At 52.0% G+C, this 19981-nt stretch carries 18 protein-coding genes; 7 read left to right on the top strand and 11 right to left on the bottom strand.

The features are described 5' to 3' along the window. Positions 1-50: 50 nt before the first annotated feature. Genes ttrB through ttrA form a run of 3 tightly spaced genes read left to right on the top strand, consistent with a single transcriptional unit; the run spans position 51 to position 4872 of the window. Positions 51-785 (top strand): tetrathionate reductase subunit TtrB, encoded by a 735-nt coding sequence (ttrB, locus tag GPJ68_RS11075; protein ID WP_019076686.1) that lies wholly within the window; start codon positions 51-53, stop codon positions 783-785. Further along, on the top strand, positions 786-1808 hold the full coding sequence (ttrC, locus tag GPJ68_RS11070; protein ID WP_104651772.1) for a tetrathionate reductase subunit TtrC: 1023 nt from the start codon (positions 786-788) through the stop codon (positions 1806-1808). It abuts the gene before it with no gap. Next, positions 1801-4872, top strand: a complete 3072-nt coding sequence (gene ttrA, locus GPJ68_RS11065; protein WP_104651773.1) for a tetrathionate reductase subunit TtrA — start codon at positions 1801-1803, stop codon at positions 4870-4872. Before ttrC ends, ttrA begins: the two co-directional genes overlap by 8 nt. Before the next feature lie 74 nt (positions 4873-4946). On the opposite strand, the gene GPJ68_RS11060 is transcribed toward ttrA, so the two are convergent. The 3 genes from GPJ68_RS11060 to GPJ68_RS11050 are packed head-to-tail and all read right to left on the bottom strand — an operon-like array spanning position 4947 to position 7464. Beyond that, positions 4947-5759: a MetQ/NlpA family ABC transporter substrate-binding protein gene (locus tag GPJ68_RS11060; RefSeq protein ID WP_003029358.1), complete on the bottom strand. Its 813-nt coding sequence runs from the start codon at positions 5757-5759 to the stop codon at positions 4947-4949. A gap of 21 nt (positions 5760-5780) precedes the next feature. After that, positions 5781-6449, bottom strand: a complete 669-nt coding sequence (locus GPJ68_RS11055; RefSeq protein WP_104651774.1) for a methionine ABC transporter permease — start codon at positions 6447-6449, stop codon at positions 5781-5783. Beyond that, positions 6442-7464, bottom strand: coding sequence for a methionine ABC transporter ATP-binding protein (locus GPJ68_RS11050; protein WP_104651775.1), 1023 nt, complete (start codon positions 7462-7464; stop codon positions 6442-6444). Before GPJ68_RS11050 ends, GPJ68_RS11055 begins: the two co-directional genes overlap by 8 nt. A 576-nt stretch (positions 7465-8040) precedes the next feature. Between GPJ68_RS11050 and pykF the strand changes: the two genes are divergently transcribed. Next, positions 8041-9453 carry a pyruvate kinase PykF gene (gene pykF / locus GPJ68_RS11045; RefSeq protein ID WP_016152912.1) on the top strand — a complete coding sequence of 471 codons (1413 nt, stop codon included), beginning with the start codon at positions 8041-8043 and terminating at the stop codon, positions 9451-9453. Between the two features lie 309 nt (positions 9454-9762). Beyond that, a complete protein-coding gene (gene lpp / locus GPJ68_RS11040) occupies positions 9763-9999 on the top strand; it encodes a murein lipoprotein Lpp (RefSeq protein ID WP_003029373.1) in 237 nt (78 codons plus the stop codon). Between the two features lie 67 nt (positions 10000-10066). Here lpp and GPJ68_RS11035 read toward each other — a convergent pair whose 3' ends face one another. The 7 genes from GPJ68_RS11035 to sufA all read right to left on the bottom strand — a co-directional run bounded on the left by GPJ68_RS11035 (position 10067) and on the right by sufA (position 16709). Further along, a complete protein-coding gene (locus GPJ68_RS11035) occupies positions 10067-11071 on the bottom strand; it encodes a L,D-transpeptidase family protein (RefSeq protein ID WP_016152911.1) in 1005 nt (334 codons plus the stop codon). A 118-nt stretch (positions 11072-11189) separates the two neighbouring features. Then, on the bottom strand, positions 11190-11606 hold the full coding sequence (sufE, locus tag GPJ68_RS11030) for a cysteine desulfuration protein SufE (RefSeq protein WP_016152910.1): 417 nt from the start codon (positions 11604-11606) through the stop codon (positions 11190-11192). A gap of 12 nt (positions 11607-11618) precedes the next feature. Beyond that, the gene (gene sufS, locus GPJ68_RS11025; protein ID WP_016156370.1) at positions 11619-12839 is read right to left on the bottom strand and encodes a cysteine desulfurase SufS; all 1221 of its coding nucleotides are present in this window, start codon (positions 12837-12839) and stop codon (positions 11619-11621) included. Further along, positions 12836-14107 (bottom strand): Fe-S cluster assembly protein SufD, encoded by a 1272-nt coding sequence (sufD, locus tag GPJ68_RS11020; protein WP_016156369.1) that lies wholly within the window; start codon positions 14105-14107, stop codon positions 12836-12838. Before sufD ends, sufS begins: the two co-directional genes overlap by 4 nt. Beyond that, positions 14082-14828, bottom strand: coding sequence for a Fe-S cluster assembly ATPase SufC (gene sufC / locus GPJ68_RS11015; protein ID WP_019076682.1), 747 nt, complete (start codon positions 14826-14828; stop codon positions 14082-14084). The genes sufD and sufC overlap by 26 nt, the downstream gene beginning before the upstream one ends. A 16-nt stretch (positions 14829-14844) precedes the next feature. Next, positions 14845-16332, bottom strand: coding sequence for a Fe-S cluster assembly protein SufB (gene sufB, locus GPJ68_RS11010; protein ID WP_016152906.1), 1488 nt, complete (start codon positions 16330-16332; stop codon positions 14845-14847). A gap of 8 nt (positions 16333-16340) precedes the next feature. Further along, positions 16341-16709 (bottom strand): Fe-S cluster assembly scaffold SufA, encoded by a 369-nt coding sequence (sufA, locus tag GPJ68_RS11005; RefSeq protein WP_016152905.1) that lies wholly within the window; start codon positions 16707-16709, stop codon positions 16341-16343. A gap of 724 nt (positions 16710-17433) precedes the next feature. Here sufA and GPJ68_RS11000 point away from each other — a divergent pair. After that, on the top strand, positions 17434-17916 hold the full coding sequence (locus GPJ68_RS11000) for an Hcp family type VI secretion system effector (protein WP_016156368.1): 483 nt from the start codon (positions 17434-17436) through the stop codon (positions 17914-17916). After that, on the top strand, positions 17913-18392 hold the full coding sequence (locus GPJ68_RS10995) for a DUF2778 domain-containing protein (protein ID WP_016156367.1): 480 nt from the start codon (positions 17913-17915) through the stop codon (positions 18390-18392). Before GPJ68_RS11000 ends, GPJ68_RS10995 begins: the two co-directional genes overlap by 4 nt. A 701-nt stretch (positions 18393-19093) precedes the next feature. Here GPJ68_RS10995 and GPJ68_RS10990 read toward each other — a convergent pair. Then, complete coding sequence (locus GPJ68_RS10990; RefSeq protein WP_016156365.1) at positions 19094-19981, bottom strand: LysR family transcriptional regulator; 888 nt, start codon at positions 19979-19981, stop codon at positions 19094-19096.

Raw genomic sequence — 19981 nt, 5'->3', positions numbered from 1 at the left:
AACCAACGGCGTGACCAATGTTTCGTTGTTGCATCGTGACGGGAGAAAATATGGACAGCAGTAAACGGCAGTTTCTCCAGCAACTGGGCGTCCTGACCGCTGGCGCATCACTGGTACCCTTGGCTCAGGCGCAATTTCCCTTCTCGCCTGAACGCCATGAAGGCTCACTTCAGCATCGCTACGCCATGCTGGTTGACCTGCGACGCTGTATCGGCTGCCAGGCCTGTACTGTCAGTTGCGCCATTGAAAACCAGACGCCGCAGGGTGAATTTCGCACCCTCGTTAACCAGTACCAGGTGCAGATTGAAGGTCAGCAGAGCGTCACCAACGTCCTGCTGCCGCGGCTGTGCAACCATTGTGATAATCCTCCCTGCGTGCCCGTTTGCCCGGTACAGGCTACTTTCCAACGCGAAGACGGCATTGTGGTGGTCGACAACACGCGCTGCGTGGGCTGCGCCTACTGCGTGCAGGCCTGCCCTTATGATGCGCGGTTCATCAACCATGAAACACAAACCGCCGATAAATGTACCTTTTGCGTTCACCGCCTCGAAGCAGGCCTGCTCCCGGCCTGCGTGGAATCCTGCGTCGGCGGCGCGCGCATCATAGGCGATATCAAAGATCCGCACAGCCGAATTTCTCAAATGCTGCGTGAACACCATGACGCCATCAAAGTCCTGAAACCGGAAAACGGGACATCACCGCACGTGTTCTATCTGGGTCTGGACGAAGCGTTTGTAACCCCGTTGATGGGACGTGCTCAACCCGCTCTCTGGCAGGAGGTTTAAATGAACCATTCACTGGTTATTGAAGAGGTTCTGGCCCATCCCCAGGACGTAAGCTGGTTACCCTGGGCCGTACAATATTTCTTTTTCATCGGCATTGCCGCCTGCGCCGCGCTGTTCGCCTGCGTACTTCACTGGCGTAAACAAGAGATGCCGGAGCTGGAAAATCTGACGCTGTTAATCGCCCTGACCTGCGCGATTACCGCGCCGCTGGCGCTGACCGCTGACTTACACCAAACCGCCCGCGTCTGGCATTTCTACGCCTGGCCGACGCCGTGGTCCTGGATGCCCTGGGGCGCGCTGTTTTTACCACTCTTTACCGGCTTCTTAGGTCTGTGGTTTCTGGCGCAGCATGTTAAACGGTTAACGCTTAAAAGTTACAGTGTCACTAAGTGGCTGGCGATAGGTAGCGCCTTGTCAGCCATCGGGTTGCTGGTATACACCGGCCGCGAAGTGTCGGTAGTGCAGGCGCGTCCCGTCTGGTTCAGCTACGCCTTTCCGGTTGCGATGTTCCTCAGCGCGCTGCAAACGTTTCTCGCCCTGCTCATCGCCGCGACAAAACGCGAGGGAACATTGACCCGCAAACTGGCGTGGGGGCAGACAGTCACCCTGATGGTACTGGCTTTAGTCGTAGTGATATGGGTGAGCGGCAATACGCTTTCCGGTTCGGCTATTCGCCAATGGCTGAACGTTGCCCCGTTAGCACGACACTACGCCATCGGTTGGGTTGCGCTATGGCTTGTTTCGCTTGTCCTGTGCGGGCTGGTGCTCCGTAACCCCTTATCGCTGCCGCTGCGCATATTACTTGCATTTAGCGCGATGGCGCTGTGCTGGCTGATGCGCTGGACGTTACTTATCCAGGTGCAGACCATACCGAAATTTAACGCGCTGTTTAATCCTTACACCCTGCCCGGTGGTACCGATGGCTGGCTGGCCATTGTGGGCACCTTCGGCCTGTGGATAGCACTGATCATTATTGTTCGTGAAGCCCTGAACGCGATCGCAAGGAGAATGCAACATGGCTAATTTAACCCGTCGTCAGTGGCTTAAAGTAGGCCTTGCCGTAGGTGGCATGGTGACTTTTGGCCTGAGTTATCGGGATGTGGCAAAGCGCGCGATAGACGGTTTGCTGGACGGCTCCTCGGGCAAAATTACCCGAGACCGCATCTTTGGTAACGCCCTCATCCCCGAAGCCAATGCCCAGCCGCGCTGGCAGCAGAACCCGCAGCAGGTTATCTCCATGACGCAGTGCTTCGGCTGCTGGACGCAGTGTGGCGTGCGGGTGCGCGTTGACAGCGAAAAAGGCAAGGTGTTGCGCATTGCGGGCAACCCCTATCACCCATTGTCTCACGAGCACCATATTGACGCCTCCGTCCCCTTTGCCACCGCAATGGAACAACTGGCGGGCGAAACGGGTCTTGACGCGCGTTCCACGGCCTGCGCCCGTGGCGCAACCTTACTTGAAGGTTTATACAGCCCGTTACGCATTCTCCAGCCCATGAAACGTGTCGGCAAACGCGGTGAGGGAAAATGGCAGCGCATCAGCTTCGAACAGCTGATCAAAGAGGTGGTGGAAGGCGGCGACTTGTTTGGTGAAGGCCACGTTGACGGCTTGCGGGCAATCCATGACACCAACACGCCGCTTGATGCCAGGCATCCCGGCTATGGCCCTAAATCCAATCAACTGCTGGTCACCAATACCAGCGATGAAGGACGTGATTCATTTTTGCGCCGCTTTGCATTAAATAGTTTTGGCAGTAAAAACTTCGGCGCTCATGGCGCTTACTGTGGTCTGGCATACCGGGCCGGTTCCGGTGCGTTAATGGGCGATCTGGATAAAAATACCCACGTGAAGCCCGACTGGGACAATGTCAAATTCGCGCTATTTATGGGAACGTCTCCGGCGCAATCCGGTAACCCGTTTAAGCGCCAGGCTCGCCAACTGGCCAGCGCCCGTTTACGCGACGACTTCCGTTACGTGGTGGTGGCACCGGCCCTGCCATTGACCACAGTGCAGGCTGACAATCGCGGCCACTGGCAGCCTGTACGTCCGGGAAGTGACTCCGCGCTGGCGATGGGGATGATCCGTTGGATTATCGAAAAACAGCGTTATAACGCCGATTATCTCACCATTCCCGGCGTACAGGCCATGCAGCAGGCCGGAGAAAAAAGCTGGACTAACGCCACGCATCTGGTGATTACCGATGAGCTTCCAACCCTTGCCGGACAGCATTTAACCCTCGCGCACCTGAATGCAAACGCCGCCCAGGAGCCGGTGGTCATTAACGAGGCCGGCGAAATTGTCGCCGCCAGCAGTTGCCCACGCGCGCAGCTGTTCGTCACCCGCCAGGTCACGCTGGCAGACGGTCAGACGGTGACGGTAAAAAGCAGCTTCCAGTGTATGAAAGAGTCCGCCGGGAAACTAACGCTGACGCAGTACAGCCAGCAATGCGGCGTGTCTGAAGCTGACATTGGCGCCCTGGCCGACGCGTTTACCCGCCATGGCCGCCAGGCAGCGGTGATTACGCACGGTGGAATGATGGCAGGCAATGGATTTTATAACGCCTGGTCGGTGATGATGCTCAATGCGCTGATTGGCAATCTCAGTCTTGAAGGCGGCGTATTTGTCGGCGGCGGCAAGTTCAATGGCGCCACCGACGGTCCGCGCTACAACATGGACAGCTTCGCCGGGAAGGTAAAACCAAAAGGATTAAGCATCGCGCGCAGTAAAACTGCTTATGAGTCTTCCGAAGAGTATCGCAATAAGGTGGCGGCCGGACAATCGCCCTTCCCGGCCAAAGCCCCGTGGTATCCGTTTGTCGCAGGCCAGCTTACCGAACTCCTCGTCTCGGCGCTGGAAGGCTACCCTTATCCGCTGAAAGCCTGGATCTCAAACATGACCAACCCGTTCTACGGCATCGCAGGGTTGCGCGGCGTGGCGGAAGAAAAGCTCAAGGATCCTGCGCGTCTGCCGCTGTTTATCGCTATTGACGCCTTTATGAACGAAACCACGGCGCTGGCCGATTACATCGTGCCGGATACCCACAACTTCGAAAGTTGGGGATTCAGCGCCCCGTGGGCCGGCGTTGCCAGTAAAGCCACCACCGCGCGTTGGCCGGTAGTGACAGCGGCAACCAGCAGAACCGCTGATGGTCAACCCGCCTCGATGGAATCTTTCTGTATCGCAGTGGCAAAACGTATCGGGCTCCCCGGATTTGGTGACAATGCGATTACCGATCCGCAGGGCAATCACTATCCGTTGAATCGTGCGGAAGATTACTACCTGCGACTCGCCGCCAATATTGCGTTTATGGGCAAAGCGCCGGTCGCTGAAGCGCAACCGGAAGACATAGCGCTGACTGGGGTACAGCGGATCGTGCCAGTGATGACCCAAACGCTGAAAGCCGATGAAATCAGCCGGGTGGCGTTTATCTACTCCCGCGGTGGGCGTTTTGCGCCGGACAACAGCGGGCGGGTTGAGAATCGGATAGGCAATGCGTGGGAAAAACCGCTACAAATCTGGAATGCGGACGTCGCCGCGCACCGCCATGCAATTACCGGCGAGCGCTACAGCGGCTGCCCGGCCTGGTATCCTTCACGCCTGTCAGATGGGCGTGCGGTCGAGGAGTTGTTCCCGGAACAAGAGTGGCCGCTGAAACTGATTTCTTTTAAATCCAATACCATGTCCAGCGCCACGGCGGTGATCCCACGTCTGCATCATCTGAAGCCGGTTAATCTGGTGGCGCTTAATCCGCAGGATGGTCAACGATATGGTTTAGCGCACGGCGATATGGTGCGTATCACCACGCCTGGCGGTCAGGCGCAGGCGCAGATAAGCCTGCTTAATGGCGTGATGCCGGGCGTGATCGCCATTGAACACGGTTATGGGCATAAAGAAATGGGCGCGGCGCAGCATACGCTCGACGGCAAGCCGATGGCGTTTGACGCACAAATAAGGTCGGGGATTAATCTCAACGATTTGGGCTTTGCGGATCCTACCCGGCAGGTAGCCAATACCTGGCTTGACTGGGTGTCAGGTGCAGCGGTGCGCCAGGGGTTGCCAGCGAGGATTGAGCGAGTGAAACTCTAGCGCCGGATGGCCACGCCAACGCGTTTTATCCGGCCTACAGAACGTCGTAGGCCGGATAAGGCAACGCCCGCGGATCAGTTATTTACCGGGATCACCGCACCTTTATATTTGGTGCGGATCCAGTCCTGGATCTCTTTTGAGTGCAGGACATCAACCAGCGCCACGATATCTTTTTTCTTCTCGTCGCCACGATGCACGGTAATGATGTTGGCATACGGGTTGTTTTCACCACTTTCGACGGCGATAGGATCTTTCACCGGATCCAGCCCGGCGTCGATGGCGTAGTTGGCGTTAATCACCACCGCATCGCCTTCGTCGTTGTTATACATCTGCGGTAACAGCGCGGCTTCCACGTTAGGCAGGAACTTCAGTTTTTTCGGGTTCTCGACGATATCGCTAATGCGCGCGGTGACTTTATCCACGCCCGGCTTCAGCTTGATTACGCCCTCTTTTTCGAAAATCGACAGAATACGGCCTTCCTCAGATACCGCATCGCGCATGATGACCTTGCCGCCTTCCGGCAGATCTTTAAGCGATTTCACTTTTTTCGAATAGATCCCAATTGGCTCGATGTGAATCGCTCCGGCGCTGACGAAATCATACGTTTTATCGCCCGCATGATCTTTAATCACGCTGTTCAGGTATGGAATATGCTGGAAGTAGTTAGCGTCAATCTCACGGCCAGCCAGCGCGGTGTTGGGCAGAATGTAATCCTGGAACGGTTTAATCTCTAAATCGATCCCCTGCTTCGCCAGAATAGGCTTAGCCTGCTCAAGGATCTCCGCGTGCGGCACGTTTGAGGCGCCAACGGTCAGAGTATCGGCCCAGGAGGCAAAGCTCAGGGCGCTTAAGGTTGCTGCGGCGAGTAACGTCAGTGATTTTTTCATGATAATGGTTTCCGTATTTTATTAGCGTTTATCTAACAGAGAGGTGATCACATCGCCGCAAAGCTGGATGATGAAGACAATGAGCAAAATCGTCACCGTCGCCACCAGCGTGACGTCGCTGTGGTTGCGCTGAAAACCTTCCAGATAGGCAAGATTCCCTAAACCACCGGCGCCAATTACCCCTGCCATCGCGCTGTAGCTGACCAGCGCAATCAGCGTCACGGTGATCCCGGACACCAGAGCAGGAGAGGATTCCGGCAGTAAAACCCGAAAAATAAGCGTGCTTAGCCGTGCGCCCATCGAACGCGTCGCCTCAATAACCCCTTTGTCGACTTCACGCAGGGCAATTTCGACCAGACGCGCATAAAACGGTGCGGCCCCTACGATCAGCGCAGGCAACGCGGCATTAGCGCCGAGAATGGTGCCAACCATCGCTTTGGTAAACGGGATCAGCAGCACGATCAGAATGATGAACGGGATGGAACGAAAGATATTCACCACCAGCGAAATAACGCTATACACCGCGCGATTGTGAAACAGTCCGCCGCGTGCGGTCAGGAACAGAGCCAGACCAAGTGCAACGCCCAGGACAAAGGTCGCTGCGCCAGAAAGGACCGTCATGTAGAGCGTTTCCTGGGTTGCTGCCAGCAGTTGCTCCCACTTCAGATGAGGAAACAGTTCTTCAGACATGGTTGATCACCTCGCCTTCAATGTCGCTCTGGCGCAGATCGGCCAAAATATTGTTCAATTGTTCCTCAGAGGCCACAACATGCACCCAAAGCTGACCAAACACACCGTGCGCGGTTTGCGTCATCTTGCCGTGTAAAATGTTAAACGGCAGGCCATAGCGCAGGGTCAATTCGCCAACCACAGGCCGATGCGTACGTTGCCCGGTAAACGTTAGCTTGATCACCACACCGCCCAGCTCGCTGGCCAACTGTGGGTTAAACTCGTCTTCCTCGGTGTACTGACTCACCTGACGAACGAACTGTCGGGTGATCGGCTGCTGCGGATGGGTAAAGACGTTGAGCACGTCGCCTTCCTCAACGACCCTGCCGTTTTCCATTACCGCGACGCGATCGCAGATTTTTCGTACCACGTGCATTTCATGCGTGATCAGCACAATGGTTAATTTGAAGCGGCGATTAATATCGAGCAGCAAATCGAGGATCTGATCGGTAGTTTGCGGATCCAGCGCCGAAGTGGCTTCATCACACAGCAGAACGTCAGGATTGTTCGCCAACGCACGGGCAATTCCTACCCGCTGTTTTTGCCCACCGCTCAGCTGAGACGGATACGCATTTTCACGACCGCTCAGCCCCACCAGCGAAATCAGTTCAGCAACTCGCGCTTTAATTGATGCTTTTGGCGCTCCAGCAATTTGCATAGAGAACGCAATATTTTCACTAACCGTTCGTGACCACAGCAAATTGAAGTGTTGAAACACCATGCTGATTTTCAGTCGCGCCTGACGTAAAGATTCCCCACGGGCGGCAGAGATATCGTGGCCGTTAATCGTTACGCTGCCTGAAGTCGGTTTTTCCAGACCATTAAGTAAGCGTATTAAGGTGCTTTTCCCCGCCCCGCTGTAACCAATAATTCCGTAAATCTGTCCCTGTTCAACCGTCAGGTTGACGTTATCGACAGCGGTAATGGCAAGCCTGCCTGGCGTAAACACTTTCGAAATATTTTTCAGGACAATCATGTCGTTTAGGTATCCGCTGCTGCTTATTGTTCTGCTGCTAGCGCTTTTGGCTGTTTAGCAGTATGGATGTCCAAACGAGTGTAATCAGTGAGATTGGCTTTTAAAATGAATTAAAACGCATTTGATATAACTTTTAGAAATATGTCGATTTGGTCGGCGTTATACACAAAAAGTCAGGGATTGGGATGACAATTACACCTTGTTGCGCAACAAATGCTGCTGCGAATAACCTCTTTATCCATACCTGGAAACAAATTAATGAATATTTTCTGTAAAACTGCACAGAAGTGTTTTGAAACGCTGTTTCCATTTTCCTTTTTGATAATTTTCAGCGTATAATGCGCGCCAATTGTCTCTTGAATGGTTTCAGCACATTGACCTGTAAAACTCAACGACTACAAAACTCACCATCCCGTTGGGCTGAAACACAAGCACACATTCCTCTGCACGCTCTTTCGATGTCACCTATCCTTAGTGCGAGGCATCACAACTTTCGTAACTCAGGTTTAGCTTCCCGTCCGTGCGCGGCGGGAGCCAGATTTCCATATCCTTCTCAACTTAAAGACTAAGACTGTCATGAAAAAGACGAAAATTGTTTGCACCATCGGTCCGAAAACCGAATCCGAAGAGATGTTAACCAAAATGCTGGACGCGGGCATGAACGTCATGCGTCTGAACTTCTCCCACGGGGACTATGAAGAACACGGTCAGCGCATCAAGAATTTGCGCAACGTCATGAGCAAAACCGGCAAGAAAGCCGCAATCCTGCTCGACACCAAAGGTCCGGAAATCCGTACCATCAAACTGGAAGGCGGTAACGACGTTTCCCTGAAAGCGGGCCAGACCTTCACCTTCACCACCGACAAATCTGTCGTCGGCAACAACGAAATCGTTGCTGTTACTTATGAAGGCTTCACTAAAGATCTGTCCGTCGGCAATACCGTTCTGGTTGACGATGGTCTGATCGGCATGGAAGTTACCGCTATCGAAGGTAACAAAGTTATCTGTAAAGTGCTGAACAACGGCGACCTGGGCGAAAACAAAGGCGTTAACCTGCCGGGCGTTTCCATCGCGCTGCCAGCACTGGCTGAAAAAGACAAACAGGACCTGATCTTCGGTTGCGAGCAAGGCGTTGACTTCGTTGCAGCATCCTTTATCCGTAAACGTTCTGACGTCGTTGAAATCCGTGAGCACCTGAAAGCGCACGGCGGCGAAAACATCCAGATCATTTCCAAAATCGAAAACCAGGAAGGCCTGAACAACTTCGACGAAATCCTCGAAGCATCTGACGGCATCATGGTTGCTCGTGGCGACATGGGCGTTGAGATCCCGGTTGAAGAAGTTATCTTCGCGCAGAAGATGATCATCGAAAAATGTATCCGTGCACGTAAAGTCGTTATCACTGCGACCCAGATGCTGGACTCCATGATCAAAAACCCGCGTCCGACCCGTGCTGAAGCCGGTGACGTAGCGAACGCCATCCTCGACGGTACCGATGCAGTCATGCTGTCTGGCGAGTCTGCAAAAGGTAAATACCCGCTGGAAGCCGTCACCATCATGGCAACCATCTGTGAGCGTACCGACCGCGTGATGACCAGCCGTCTGGACTTCAACAACGACAGCCGTAAACTGCGCATCACCGAAGCCGTTTGCCGTGGCGCGGTTGAAACTGCAGAAAAACTGGATGCTCCGCTGATCGTTGTAGCAACCCAGGGCGGTAAATCTGCTCGCGCAGTACGTAAATACTTCCCGGATGCCACCATCCTGGCACTGACCACCAACGAAACTACCGCGCGTCAGCTGGTGCTGAGCAAAGGCGTTGTTGCACAGGTAGTTAAAGAAATCAGCTCTACCGATGATTTCTATCGTCTGGGTAAAGAAGTCGCTCTGGAAAGCGGTCTGGCTCAGAAAGGTGACGTTGTGGTGATGGTTTCCGGTGCACTGGTTCCGAGCGGCACGACCAACACGGCATCCGTTCACGTGCTGTAATAATTCCAACGCGAATTAATTTGCTTAAAAAAGCGCCCTGGTGGCGCTTTTTTTATTTTATCGATAGCTACAATTAATAAAAAATCAAATCGGATTTCACTATCTAATCCGTGATTATCTAAGATGAATCCGATGGAAGCTTTCTGTTTTCACTCGGGTTTTTAGCCGTTTTTGCACAATTCGATGCTTCTTTGAGCGAACGATCAAAAATAAGTGCATTCCCATCAAAAAAATATTCTCAACATAAAAAACTTTGTGTAATACTTGTAACGCTACATGGAGATTAACTCAATCTAGAGGGTATTAATAATGAATCGTACTAAACTGGTACTGGGCGCGGTAATCCTGGGTTCTACTCTGCTGGCAGGTTGCTCCAGCAACGCTAAAATCGATCAGCTGTCTTCTGACGTTCAGACTCTGAACGCTAAAGTTGACCAGCTGAGCAACGACGTGAACGCAATGCGTTCCGACGTTCAGGCTGCTAAAGATGACGCAGCTCGCGCTAACCAGCGTCTGGACAACGCAGCTACTAAATACCGCAAGTAATAGTATCTGTGTAATAAAAATGGCGCACATTGTGCGCCATTTTTTTGCTCTGAATTTCCCTTCCCTGTTATTGCGTAGCACGCACCTCTGCATCCTCTCCCGGCACGCCATTCTGTGCAGACTTCACTTCCGCGCCATTGCTTACGACCGACGCTTGCCCGGCCGTTACGGTGACCGGATAGCCCGCACGACGATACAAGGCTCTTTCCACCAAACTGTTATCCACGGCTTTATTGTCTTTAAACTGGGTAAAACCGGCTGGCAGCACATACGGCATGGTCTGGACGTTTTGCTCCTCTTCCGGCGACAGCGGTCGATGCACCTCGACATAGCGCATTCCGTTCGGCTCTATCGAATATTTTATCGGCTCATTAATCACCCGAACCGGCGTTCCTGTCCGGACCTGAGCAAACAGTGCTTTGATATCCGGCGCATTCATGCGAATACACCCAGAACTTACGCGCAGCCCCACGCTGTCCGGCGCACTGGTGCCATGGATCAGATATTCACCGTTTCCATGCGCCAGACGCAGTGCAAAGCGTCCTAACGGGTTATTTGGCCCGGCAGGCACTACCGGCGGTAATGTTATGCCGCGCTCCAAAGAGCGTTTACGGATGCCTGCTGTAGGGGTCCAGGTCGGATTCGGGATTTTCTGCCCAACCCGGGTTTCCATTACCGGCGTTTCCAGCCCCTGCAAACCGATACCAATTGGGAAAACCTGAACAATATTCTCTCCCGGCGGGAAGTAATACAGACGCAGTTCCGCCAGATTCACAATAATGCCTTCTCGGGGTGCATCCGGTAGCAGTAGTTGCGAGGGAATAGTAATTAGCGTTCCGGGTTTAGGTACGGGGGCAATCGTATTATTGGCTTCAAGGATCAGCATTGCGGCGGTATCAAACTTACGGGCAATCGCCTGTAGGTTTTTATCGCCTTCCTGCACGGTGTAAGTTTGATTTTGCCCAACAAGACGGCTGTTCGCCTGAGGCAAAGGATAATCGACCGCCCATGCGGCCTGAATAGCGCTGTAAGCGCCGATTAGCATTAACGTAATAACAGACGCGCGTTTCATACTCACCCCCCTGGCGTTCCTGCCGGACGGCGTCGAGCGCCCGATCCGACCTACGAGTCACTGCGTTGCACTACCTCACTCTTTCACGTCGAGCTGAAAATTGACGTGTTTTATCAGTTTAGCTAAGAGTTGCGGCTTTGGTGCGAATAGCCCGAATCATCGCCTCCAGCCCTTGTGAACGAGACGGTGTGAGATGCTGTGCGAGCGCCATTTTTTCAAACCACGGACGCACATCAAAATTCACAATATCCTGGGCGGTCATGCGGTCATATAAAATGAATACGACAGCGATAAGCCCTTTCACAATTGCCGCATCGCTGTCGCCCTGTAATTCAATAATTCCTTCAGCATTCTGACGCATGACAATCCATACCTGACTTTGACAGCCCTGGATGCTATTTTCCGTATTACGATCGTCGTCGTTTAATTCCGGCAAACGCTGACCCAGTTCAATAATGTACAGGTATTTCTCTTCCCAATTAGCGCAACGCAGAAAATTACGCAACAACTTTTCTTTATCCGGCAGCGCAGCCATAACGCCTCCCTGTTATCCCAGTAAGTGATGAATACGCTTGAGGCCCGTTACCAGGCGATCCACTTCTTCGTGGGTGTTGTACATGGCAATCGACGCCCGGCACATCGCAGGAACGTTATAGTAGGCCATCAGCGGCATAGCGCAGTGATGCCCTGTCCGCACGGCGATGCCATAGTTATCAAGAAAACTTCCGACATCATAGGCATGATGTTTGCCGAGGTTAAACGCAATCACCCCCAGACGATTATCCGGCCCGTAGAGCGTTAAATCCGGCACATCCGCCAGCTGTTCCAGCGCATAGCGCATCAGGAATTGTTCATATTCGCTGATTTCAGTAAGCCCCAGCGCGGAAACATATTCAATAGCCGCGCCGAGTCCAATAATTCCCCCGGTGTTTGGCGTTCCGGCTTCAAACCGCCAGGGGGCTTTGGCCCACGTCGTCCCCTGGCTCAGGCTCACCGTCGCAATCATCGACCCACCGCCTTCCCACGGCGGCATCTCCTGCAGCAATGACTCTCTGGCATACAGAACGCCAATACCGGTTGGCCCGTAGAGCTTGTGCCCAGAGAAAACATAGAAGTCGCAATCCAGCGCCTGCACATCCACCTGATGATGCATAACTGCCTGTGCGCCATCCACCAGCACTTTCGCGCCGTATTGATGCGCCAGCTCAATCATCTCAACCAATGGGTTTTCCGTGCCCAACACGTTAGACACATGGGTAATCGCCAGCAGTTTCGTGCGATCGTCAAACAGCGTCGGCAGCGTTTCCAGTTGCAACGTACCCTCTGTATTGAGCGGAATAACGCGCAGTTCTGCACCTACGCGGGCGCACAACATCTGCCAGGGCACAATATTGGCGTGGTGCTCCATTTCGCTGATGATAATGTTATCGCCCGCCCGCACATTGCTGCCGCCCCAGCTGTTAGCTACCAGGTTGATACCTTCCGTTGTGCCGCGAACAAACACCAGTTCTTCAGCTGAACGGGCATTGATAAACAGCGAGGCGAGCTTGCGCACATTCTCCATTTTTTCCGTGGCCTGCGCGCTCAGCGTATGGATCCCGCGGTGGACCGCGGCATAGCCGTGACGGTAAAACTCGGCTTCGGCATCAATCACCTGGTTAGGCTTTTGCGCACTGGCGGCGCTATCCAGATACGCCAACGGTAAACCGTTCACTTCACGCGTCAGGACCGGAAAATCAGCCCGCACTTTTTCAATGGGAAATGTCATGCTACGCCTCCCGGCAAGCGTTGGGCGATCCGTGCCAGGACCTGTTGTTTCAGCGTTTCCTCGCCCAGGGCTTCCGTCAGCTCAGCGGCAAACGCATAGAGAATCATTTGTTGGGCATCCTGCTGGCCGATCCCGCGCGAACGCAGATAGAACATCTGCTCGTCGTCGATCCGCCCTACCGTCGCCCCGTGGCTGCATTTCACGTCGTCGGCATAAATTTCAAGCTGCGGTTTGGTATCTACTTCCGCCAGTTTTCCGAGCAGCAAATTATTGTTGGTCATCTGACCGTCGGTTTTAATGGCGTGCTGAGCGACGTTGATCAGGCCATTGAATACCGCCCGCCCCTTATCGCTGACAATCGTTTTATGCAGTTGTCGACTGTTGCAATATCCCTTGTTGTGCGCAAGCCAGGTGCGGGTATCGCAGACTTCATTTTTCACCGGCATCGCCAGGCTGTTAAGCCGAAGCGTGGTGTTTTCGCCGTTAAGCTGGGTGCTGGTGTTATGGCGCAACACCGCATCACCGAGTAAAAAGCTGTGGCTGGCGGCCGTGGCATCAGCGCCCAACTGAATATCATTATGCGCGAAGTGGTGGCTGAGCGGATTCTCAAACGCCAGTTTGATGTGACGCAAGTGTGCGTTTGCCGCGACGTTCATCGTTAATCGTGCACCGGTAAAATGGCGATATTCGCTGAGGCTGACATAGTGTTCAATGACGGTGGCTTCTGCGCCTTCTGCCAGATCCAGATGGTGGCGATAGTGCGCCGTGTTCACCTCATCACCCGCCAGCCCCTGGGTAATGTGCAGCAGCAGCAACGGTTTTGCCGGTCGCTGGTTACGCTTCACCTGAATGTGCGTTACGCTGCGGGAGAGGCTTTCGGTCAGGTGCAGAAAGACTTCCGGTTGGATAGCCGCCGGTAGCGACTGGCGCACATCATCAACGGTAATGTTAAACCCGCTACCTTCCACGCTGTCGCTGAGCGTTGGGCAGAATTGCCCGTCAACAAACACCAGGCGGACAGCATCAATAGCCGGCGCTAACGCTTCACACTGGGCGGACGTTATCTCAGTGACATGACTGACAAACTGGCTGTTGGTTAATCCTTCCAGCGGTGTGTATTTCCAGTCCTCATGCTTACGCGTTGGCAGTCCCAGACGCAGCATCTGCTGCAGGTGCTGATGGGCATGGTGCGAGCGCGTCTCCCCTTGCGTTTCAAACAGATGATGCCACTGTTGCAGCACGTTACTGCTGTTCGCTAAGCCAGCCATAACCTTGCTCCTCCAGTTGTTTGACCAGCGTGAAATCACCGGATTTCACAATTCGCCCCTGGTAGAGAACGTGCACATAATCGGGTTTGATGTAATCCAGGATGCGCTGATAGTGGGTGACGATAATGAATGAACGTTGCCCGTCGCGCAGCGAGTTCACGCCATCCGCAACGACTTTCAGCGCGTCGATATCCAGCCCGGAGTCCGACTCATCAAGAATGCACAGCTGAGGTTCCAGCACCGCCATTTGCAAAATGTCATTACGCTTTTTCTCGCCACCTGAGAAACCAACGTTGACCGAACGCGTTAGCAAATCTTCCGGCATCTTCAATAACGCGATTTTCTCTTCCATCAGATCCTGGAAGTCAAACCTGTCCAGAGACTCTTCGCCACGGTAGCTGCGCACCGCATTCAGTGCCGTTTGCAGGAAAAACTGATTACTGACGCCGGGGATTTCTACCGGATACTGAAATGCCATAAAGATCCCTTCACCGGCCCGGTCTTCGGGTGACAGTTCCAGTAAATCCTTACCGTTAAATTCTACCGTCCCGCCGGTGACTTCGTAGTCATCGCGCCCGGCGAGCGTTGCGGAAAGCGTACTTTTCCCGGAACCGTTCGGCCCCATAATGGCGTGTACCTCTCCGGGGCCAATATCCAGGCTCAGCCCACGCAGGATCGCCTTATCTTCCACACTGACCTGTAAATCTTTAATGCTTAACATGTGCTTTCCTTAAATTTTAACCGACGCTGTGTTCAAGACTTATGGCGAGAAGTTTTTGCGCTTCAACGGCAAATTCCAGCGGCAGTTCAGAGAACACGTCTTTACAGAAACCATTGACGATCATCGAAATGGCATCCTCTTCGCTGATGCCGCGCTGCAAACAGTAAAACAGCTGGTCTTCACCAATGCGCGAGGTCGTGGCTTCATGCTCAAGCTGGGCGCTATTGTTACGACACTCCACATACGGGAAGGTGTGCGCTCCACAATCCGCGCCAATCAGCATCGAGTCGCATTGGGTATAGTTGCGGGCGTTGGTTGCGGTCGGCATGATCTTCACTAAGCCGCGATAGCTGTTTTGACTGTGTCCCGCAGAGATCCCTTTCGAGATAATGGTCGATTTGGTGTTCTTGCCGATGTGGATCATCTTGGTGCCGGTATCGGCCTGCTGATAACCACTGGTCAGCGCGACGGAGTAGAATTCGCCGATAGAGTTGTCGCCGCGCAGAATACAGCTTGGGTATTTCCAGGTAATGGCCGAGCCGGTTTCCGACTGCGTCCACGACATTTTGCTGTTTTCGCCTTCGCACAGAGCGCGCTTGGTGACGAAGTTCAAAATGCCGCCGGTGTTACCATCACCAGGGAACCAGTTTTGTACCGTCGAGTATTTCACTTCGGCATCTTTGTGGATGATGACTTCTACCACCGCGGCATGCAGTTGGTAGCTATCGCGTACCGGGGCTGAACAGCCTTCGATATAGCTGACGTAACTGCCCTCATCCGCAACCAGAATGGTGCGTTCAAACTGACCGGTTTTTTCCGCATTTATACGGAAATAGGTCGACAGTTCCATTGGGCAACGCACACCTTTCGGGACATAAATAAACGTGCCGTCGGAGGCCACCGCCGCATTTAGCGCCGCAAAGAAATTGTCATTACCCGGGACAACCGTACCCAGATATTGTTTTACCAGCTCAGGGTGATCGTGAATCGCCTCACCAAACGAACAGAAAATAATGCCCTGTTCCGCCAGTTTATCGCGATAAGTTGTCGCCACCGACACCGAGTCAAAAATGGCATCAACCGCCACCTCTTTGCCTTCGCGGACCGGCACGCCAAGCTGCTCGAATGCGTCCTCAACTTCTTTACTTAAAAACGCATTTGCCCCCGTTTGCTGCACCGCGCCCGGCTCAGACGCGCAGGTTTCATCGCAATTACCGCAGGACGGCGCGGAGTAATAACTGTACTCCTGGTAGTTCAGCTTATCGTAATGCGCTTTTAGCCAGTGCGGCTCTTCCATGGTTAGCCACGCTTTAAAGGCATTCAGGCGAAATTCCAGCATCCAGTCGGGTTCATTACGTTTTGCCGAAATCGCGCGCACGACATCTTCGTTGATCCCTTTCGCCAGCTCATCGGTTTGTAGATGGGTGAAGAAGCCCTCTTTGTAATTAAGGTGCCCGCCAGCCCAGGTGTTGACATCGTCAGTTGCTTCAGTATTACGAGACATAGTACCGCCTATACCCCAAAACTTTCGCCACAGCCGCATTCGTTCTGGGCTTTCGGGTTATGAAATTTAAATAGCTGATTTAATCCTTCGCGCACGAAATCAACTTCTGTGCCGTCGATAAACGGCATCGCCTGTAACGGTACATAAAGTCTGGCCCCCTCCGTTTCAAACAGCAGATCGTCTTTTTCCGCCTGGCGAACGGTGTCCAGCACGTAGCCAAATCCCGCGCATCCCGTTTGCTTCACGCCTAAACGCACGCCTAACATGTCGGGTTGCTTTGCCACCAGCTCGCGGATGTGCGCCGCAGCCGCTGGCGTTAACGTCAGACCACGCCAGGCAAAATCGTCCGGGTTAAATGTTCCTGAATGCAATTCCATAGGGTTACCTCGAGTCACTAGCTTTCAAGCTATAACAACATGTTAGTGATAATGATTATCACTTCAACCCCTCAACAGCAGGGGCATTCGGGTTAATCGCCCTTTTTGCCCCCTTTTACTAAGCATAGACCCTGCTGCGTGGGTTAACAGGGATGGATTTTTTTGTTCAATGTATTGATTAATAATGGGTTTTAACAATTGAATCGTACAGACAGGTCAAAAACTAAAAGATGTATAGATAATGTCTATTTAAGTGATAAGTTTTAAAAATTTAATGAAATCATACGACTATTGTATAATTATTAACTTAATCTCTTCTTGTTATAGCCAAAAACGGACTAGTTAATCCTCTAAATTGCGCCCCAGTGCGTTTTTGCCCCCCAAACTTCACCCTTTTTCATGCGCCCTCTGCGCGTGATTTATCCAAAACACCACAACGCCTTCCGAACAAAATCGACGGTACGGTTTGCGCGTCTACTTTTAAGATCCTGCTTGATAGCATTACAAAGACTTTCTCAATATCAGAATTAAGCAATATATTTCGCTTCAAAATCTCACTATTCTTATATGTGCACCATTACTATTCATTTTTAATTCTAAGCTTTTTATTTCTCTCATAAATATAAATAAAACATAATAAAAATGTATGACATTTATTGCCTTGCGTATTCATGCGTCATGTCGTTTATTACAGTTACCTTGCGTATGTGAAATGGAGTTTTAAATGGCTATACCTGCGTATTTGTGGTTAAAAGATGATGGAGGAGCAGACATCAAGGGTTCTGTAGATGTTCGCGACCGTGTGGGGAGCATTGAGATCTTAGGGTTTAGTCATGGCCTGCACCTCCCTACCGACAACAACACAGGGAAAATAACAGGAACACGAGTACACACCGCTCTTATATTTGAAAAGGAGTTTGATAGCTCCAGTCCATATTTTTACAAAGCAGTAGCCACTGGACAAACCCTTAAAGAAGCCGAATTTAAATGGTACAAAATCAATGATGCAGGACAGGAAGTTGAATACTTCAATATGCTACTCGAAACAGTGAAGGTGGTTTCAATTTGTCCTCTAATGCATGACGTGAAAAACGCAGCCACTGAAAAACACAATCACCTTGAAAGTATTGCTCTTAGATATGAACGAATAACCTGGAAACACTGCGACGGGAATATAATATTTTCTGATTCCTGGAGTGAACGGTGATTCGTTGCACATTTCATTTAAACGGTGGGCAGCTATCAAGTCTTAGCTGCCCCGGAGTTGGCTTCTTCCCTGCATATTCAGGTAACAGTGGGGAGCATAGAAACAACCCTGAATCGATAGCAATTAAGGATATCGGGCCGCTTCCTCCCGGTAAATACTATATTGTTTCGCGTCCGAAAGGCGGGATTTTCAGCGCAATTAAAGATTATACTGCGTCAGAGATTAGCGGTTCAGACCGCGATATCTGGTTCGGATTATTCAGAGAGGATGAAAAATTAGATGACGTTACGTTCTATAACAAGGTCAGCCGTGGGTATTTCAGATTGCACCCTGCGGGGTATACTGGCGTCAGTAATGGCTGCATAACTCTTCCCAGCAGAGCTCATTACAACATACTCCGGGAAGCACTTTTAAGCACTCCACAAATGCTGGTTACCCCCAGTCTTCGTGCATACGGCACTATTCAGGTGTATTAATGAAACATATTAAAAAAGTCATCACATGGTATTTATTTGCAATATCTTGGGTTTGTTTTTTTCTATTTATTTTCAAATATTTACCTGAAAATAAATTATTTGATTTAATCTATCCCGATGTGAAAGAGATGGACCCCAGCGTCTGGGACAATACACACATGACCATTATCTTTATGGGCGCATTATTATTGAACGGAATTTTTATATTGTTCATGTCGATGATAATGGAAAGATGCAAAAATTAAATGAAAATGCTGAACAGTGGGACTTCAGTCCCACTGTTTTCAGTATCGAACCTACCCCACTGCCAATTTAGGCGAGTTCACATTCCACAACCCAATTGGCTGGCAACAAGGTCATCTAGTCAGTATGCGTCGTTGATAGCCAGTTGCCTACAGCACTGTCCTCAATCGCAAGGCTGGTAAAAAAAATTCTTTAGATTTAGATATATACTCATTTTACAGAATTAATATCTATTTAGAGAGACGTAGGAATGACGGGAGGGAAAAAATTCAAATTATGAACAAACAACAAAAAACCCTTAAGGCTGCTTGCTGGCAGGCTTAAGGGTTCCGGCCCCATCCGGCGCTTATCTCCGGCACTCACGATGGCTTAGCTCTTGAAGGGGCGATAAGAATAATCTCACTTCCGGATATGTTTTGTTTAACACAAATTGCGATTTGACTATTTTATAAGCGTATTCAATCAATTATTAGGCGCTGTTTTTCACTGAGCGCGTCCAGCAACAGGCGCAGCCCTGCAGGCTGATGCTCCCGCGAAAGATATAAACCATAAATTGGCAGGCTTTTTGGTTGAAGCTCGGGCAAGAGTCTAACCAGCTTTCCCTGTGCCAGCCCTTCCCGCGCCTCCAGTTCCGGCACCAGCGCAATGCCCGTTCCCGCCAACGCCGACTCACAGAGCAACGAAGAGATCCCGGCGCTCAAATTGCCTTTAATCGCAACAGCGGCAGCCCGCCCCTGGGCATCCAGAAAGTGCCAGGATTTTCCGGCAAACCCGCTGTAGTAGAGACAATTATGCTGCGTAAGGTCGTCGATAGTCTCAGGAGTGCCATGTTGATGCAGGTACTCTACAGACGCGCACAGTACCGATTTACAGTCGCCAAGGCGACGGGCGATAGTTCCAGGTTCAGGGTTTTCCGTTATACGGATCGCCACATCAATGCGTTCTCCAACGAGGCTTACCGGTTGATTATTGATCTCCACCTCGATACGCAGTTGTGGATACTTCGTCAGAAACGCGGGCAGTACCGGCGCTAAAATATGCATAGCTGTAAAATGCGCACAGGCCACACGTAGCGTGCCAGAGGGAGTTTGCGCGGCGCTGGCGGCACCAATATCCAGCGAAAGCTGCGCCAGAGAACGCGTTTTCACTAATGCCTCTTCACCCGCTGGCGTGATCGTCAGACGGCGCGACGAGCGATGGATAAGCCTTGCACCCGCCCATTTTTCCATCTCGTCGAGGTAACGACTGACCATCGGACGGGAAAGCCCCAGCGCACGCGCGGCGGCGCTCAGACTGCCCAAATCACAGATATGGTTGAATACCGTTGCCGCCATCACTCTGTCCAT

The sequence above is a fragment of the Citrobacter sp. 172116965 genome (assembly GCF_013458095.1).
Classification (GTDB): Bacteria; Pseudomonadota; Gammaproteobacteria; order Enterobacterales; family Enterobacteriaceae; genus Citrobacter; species Citrobacter braakii.
Note: the sequence above shows the minus strand (reverse complement) of the source record. Positions and strands in the feature narration are given on the sequence as shown.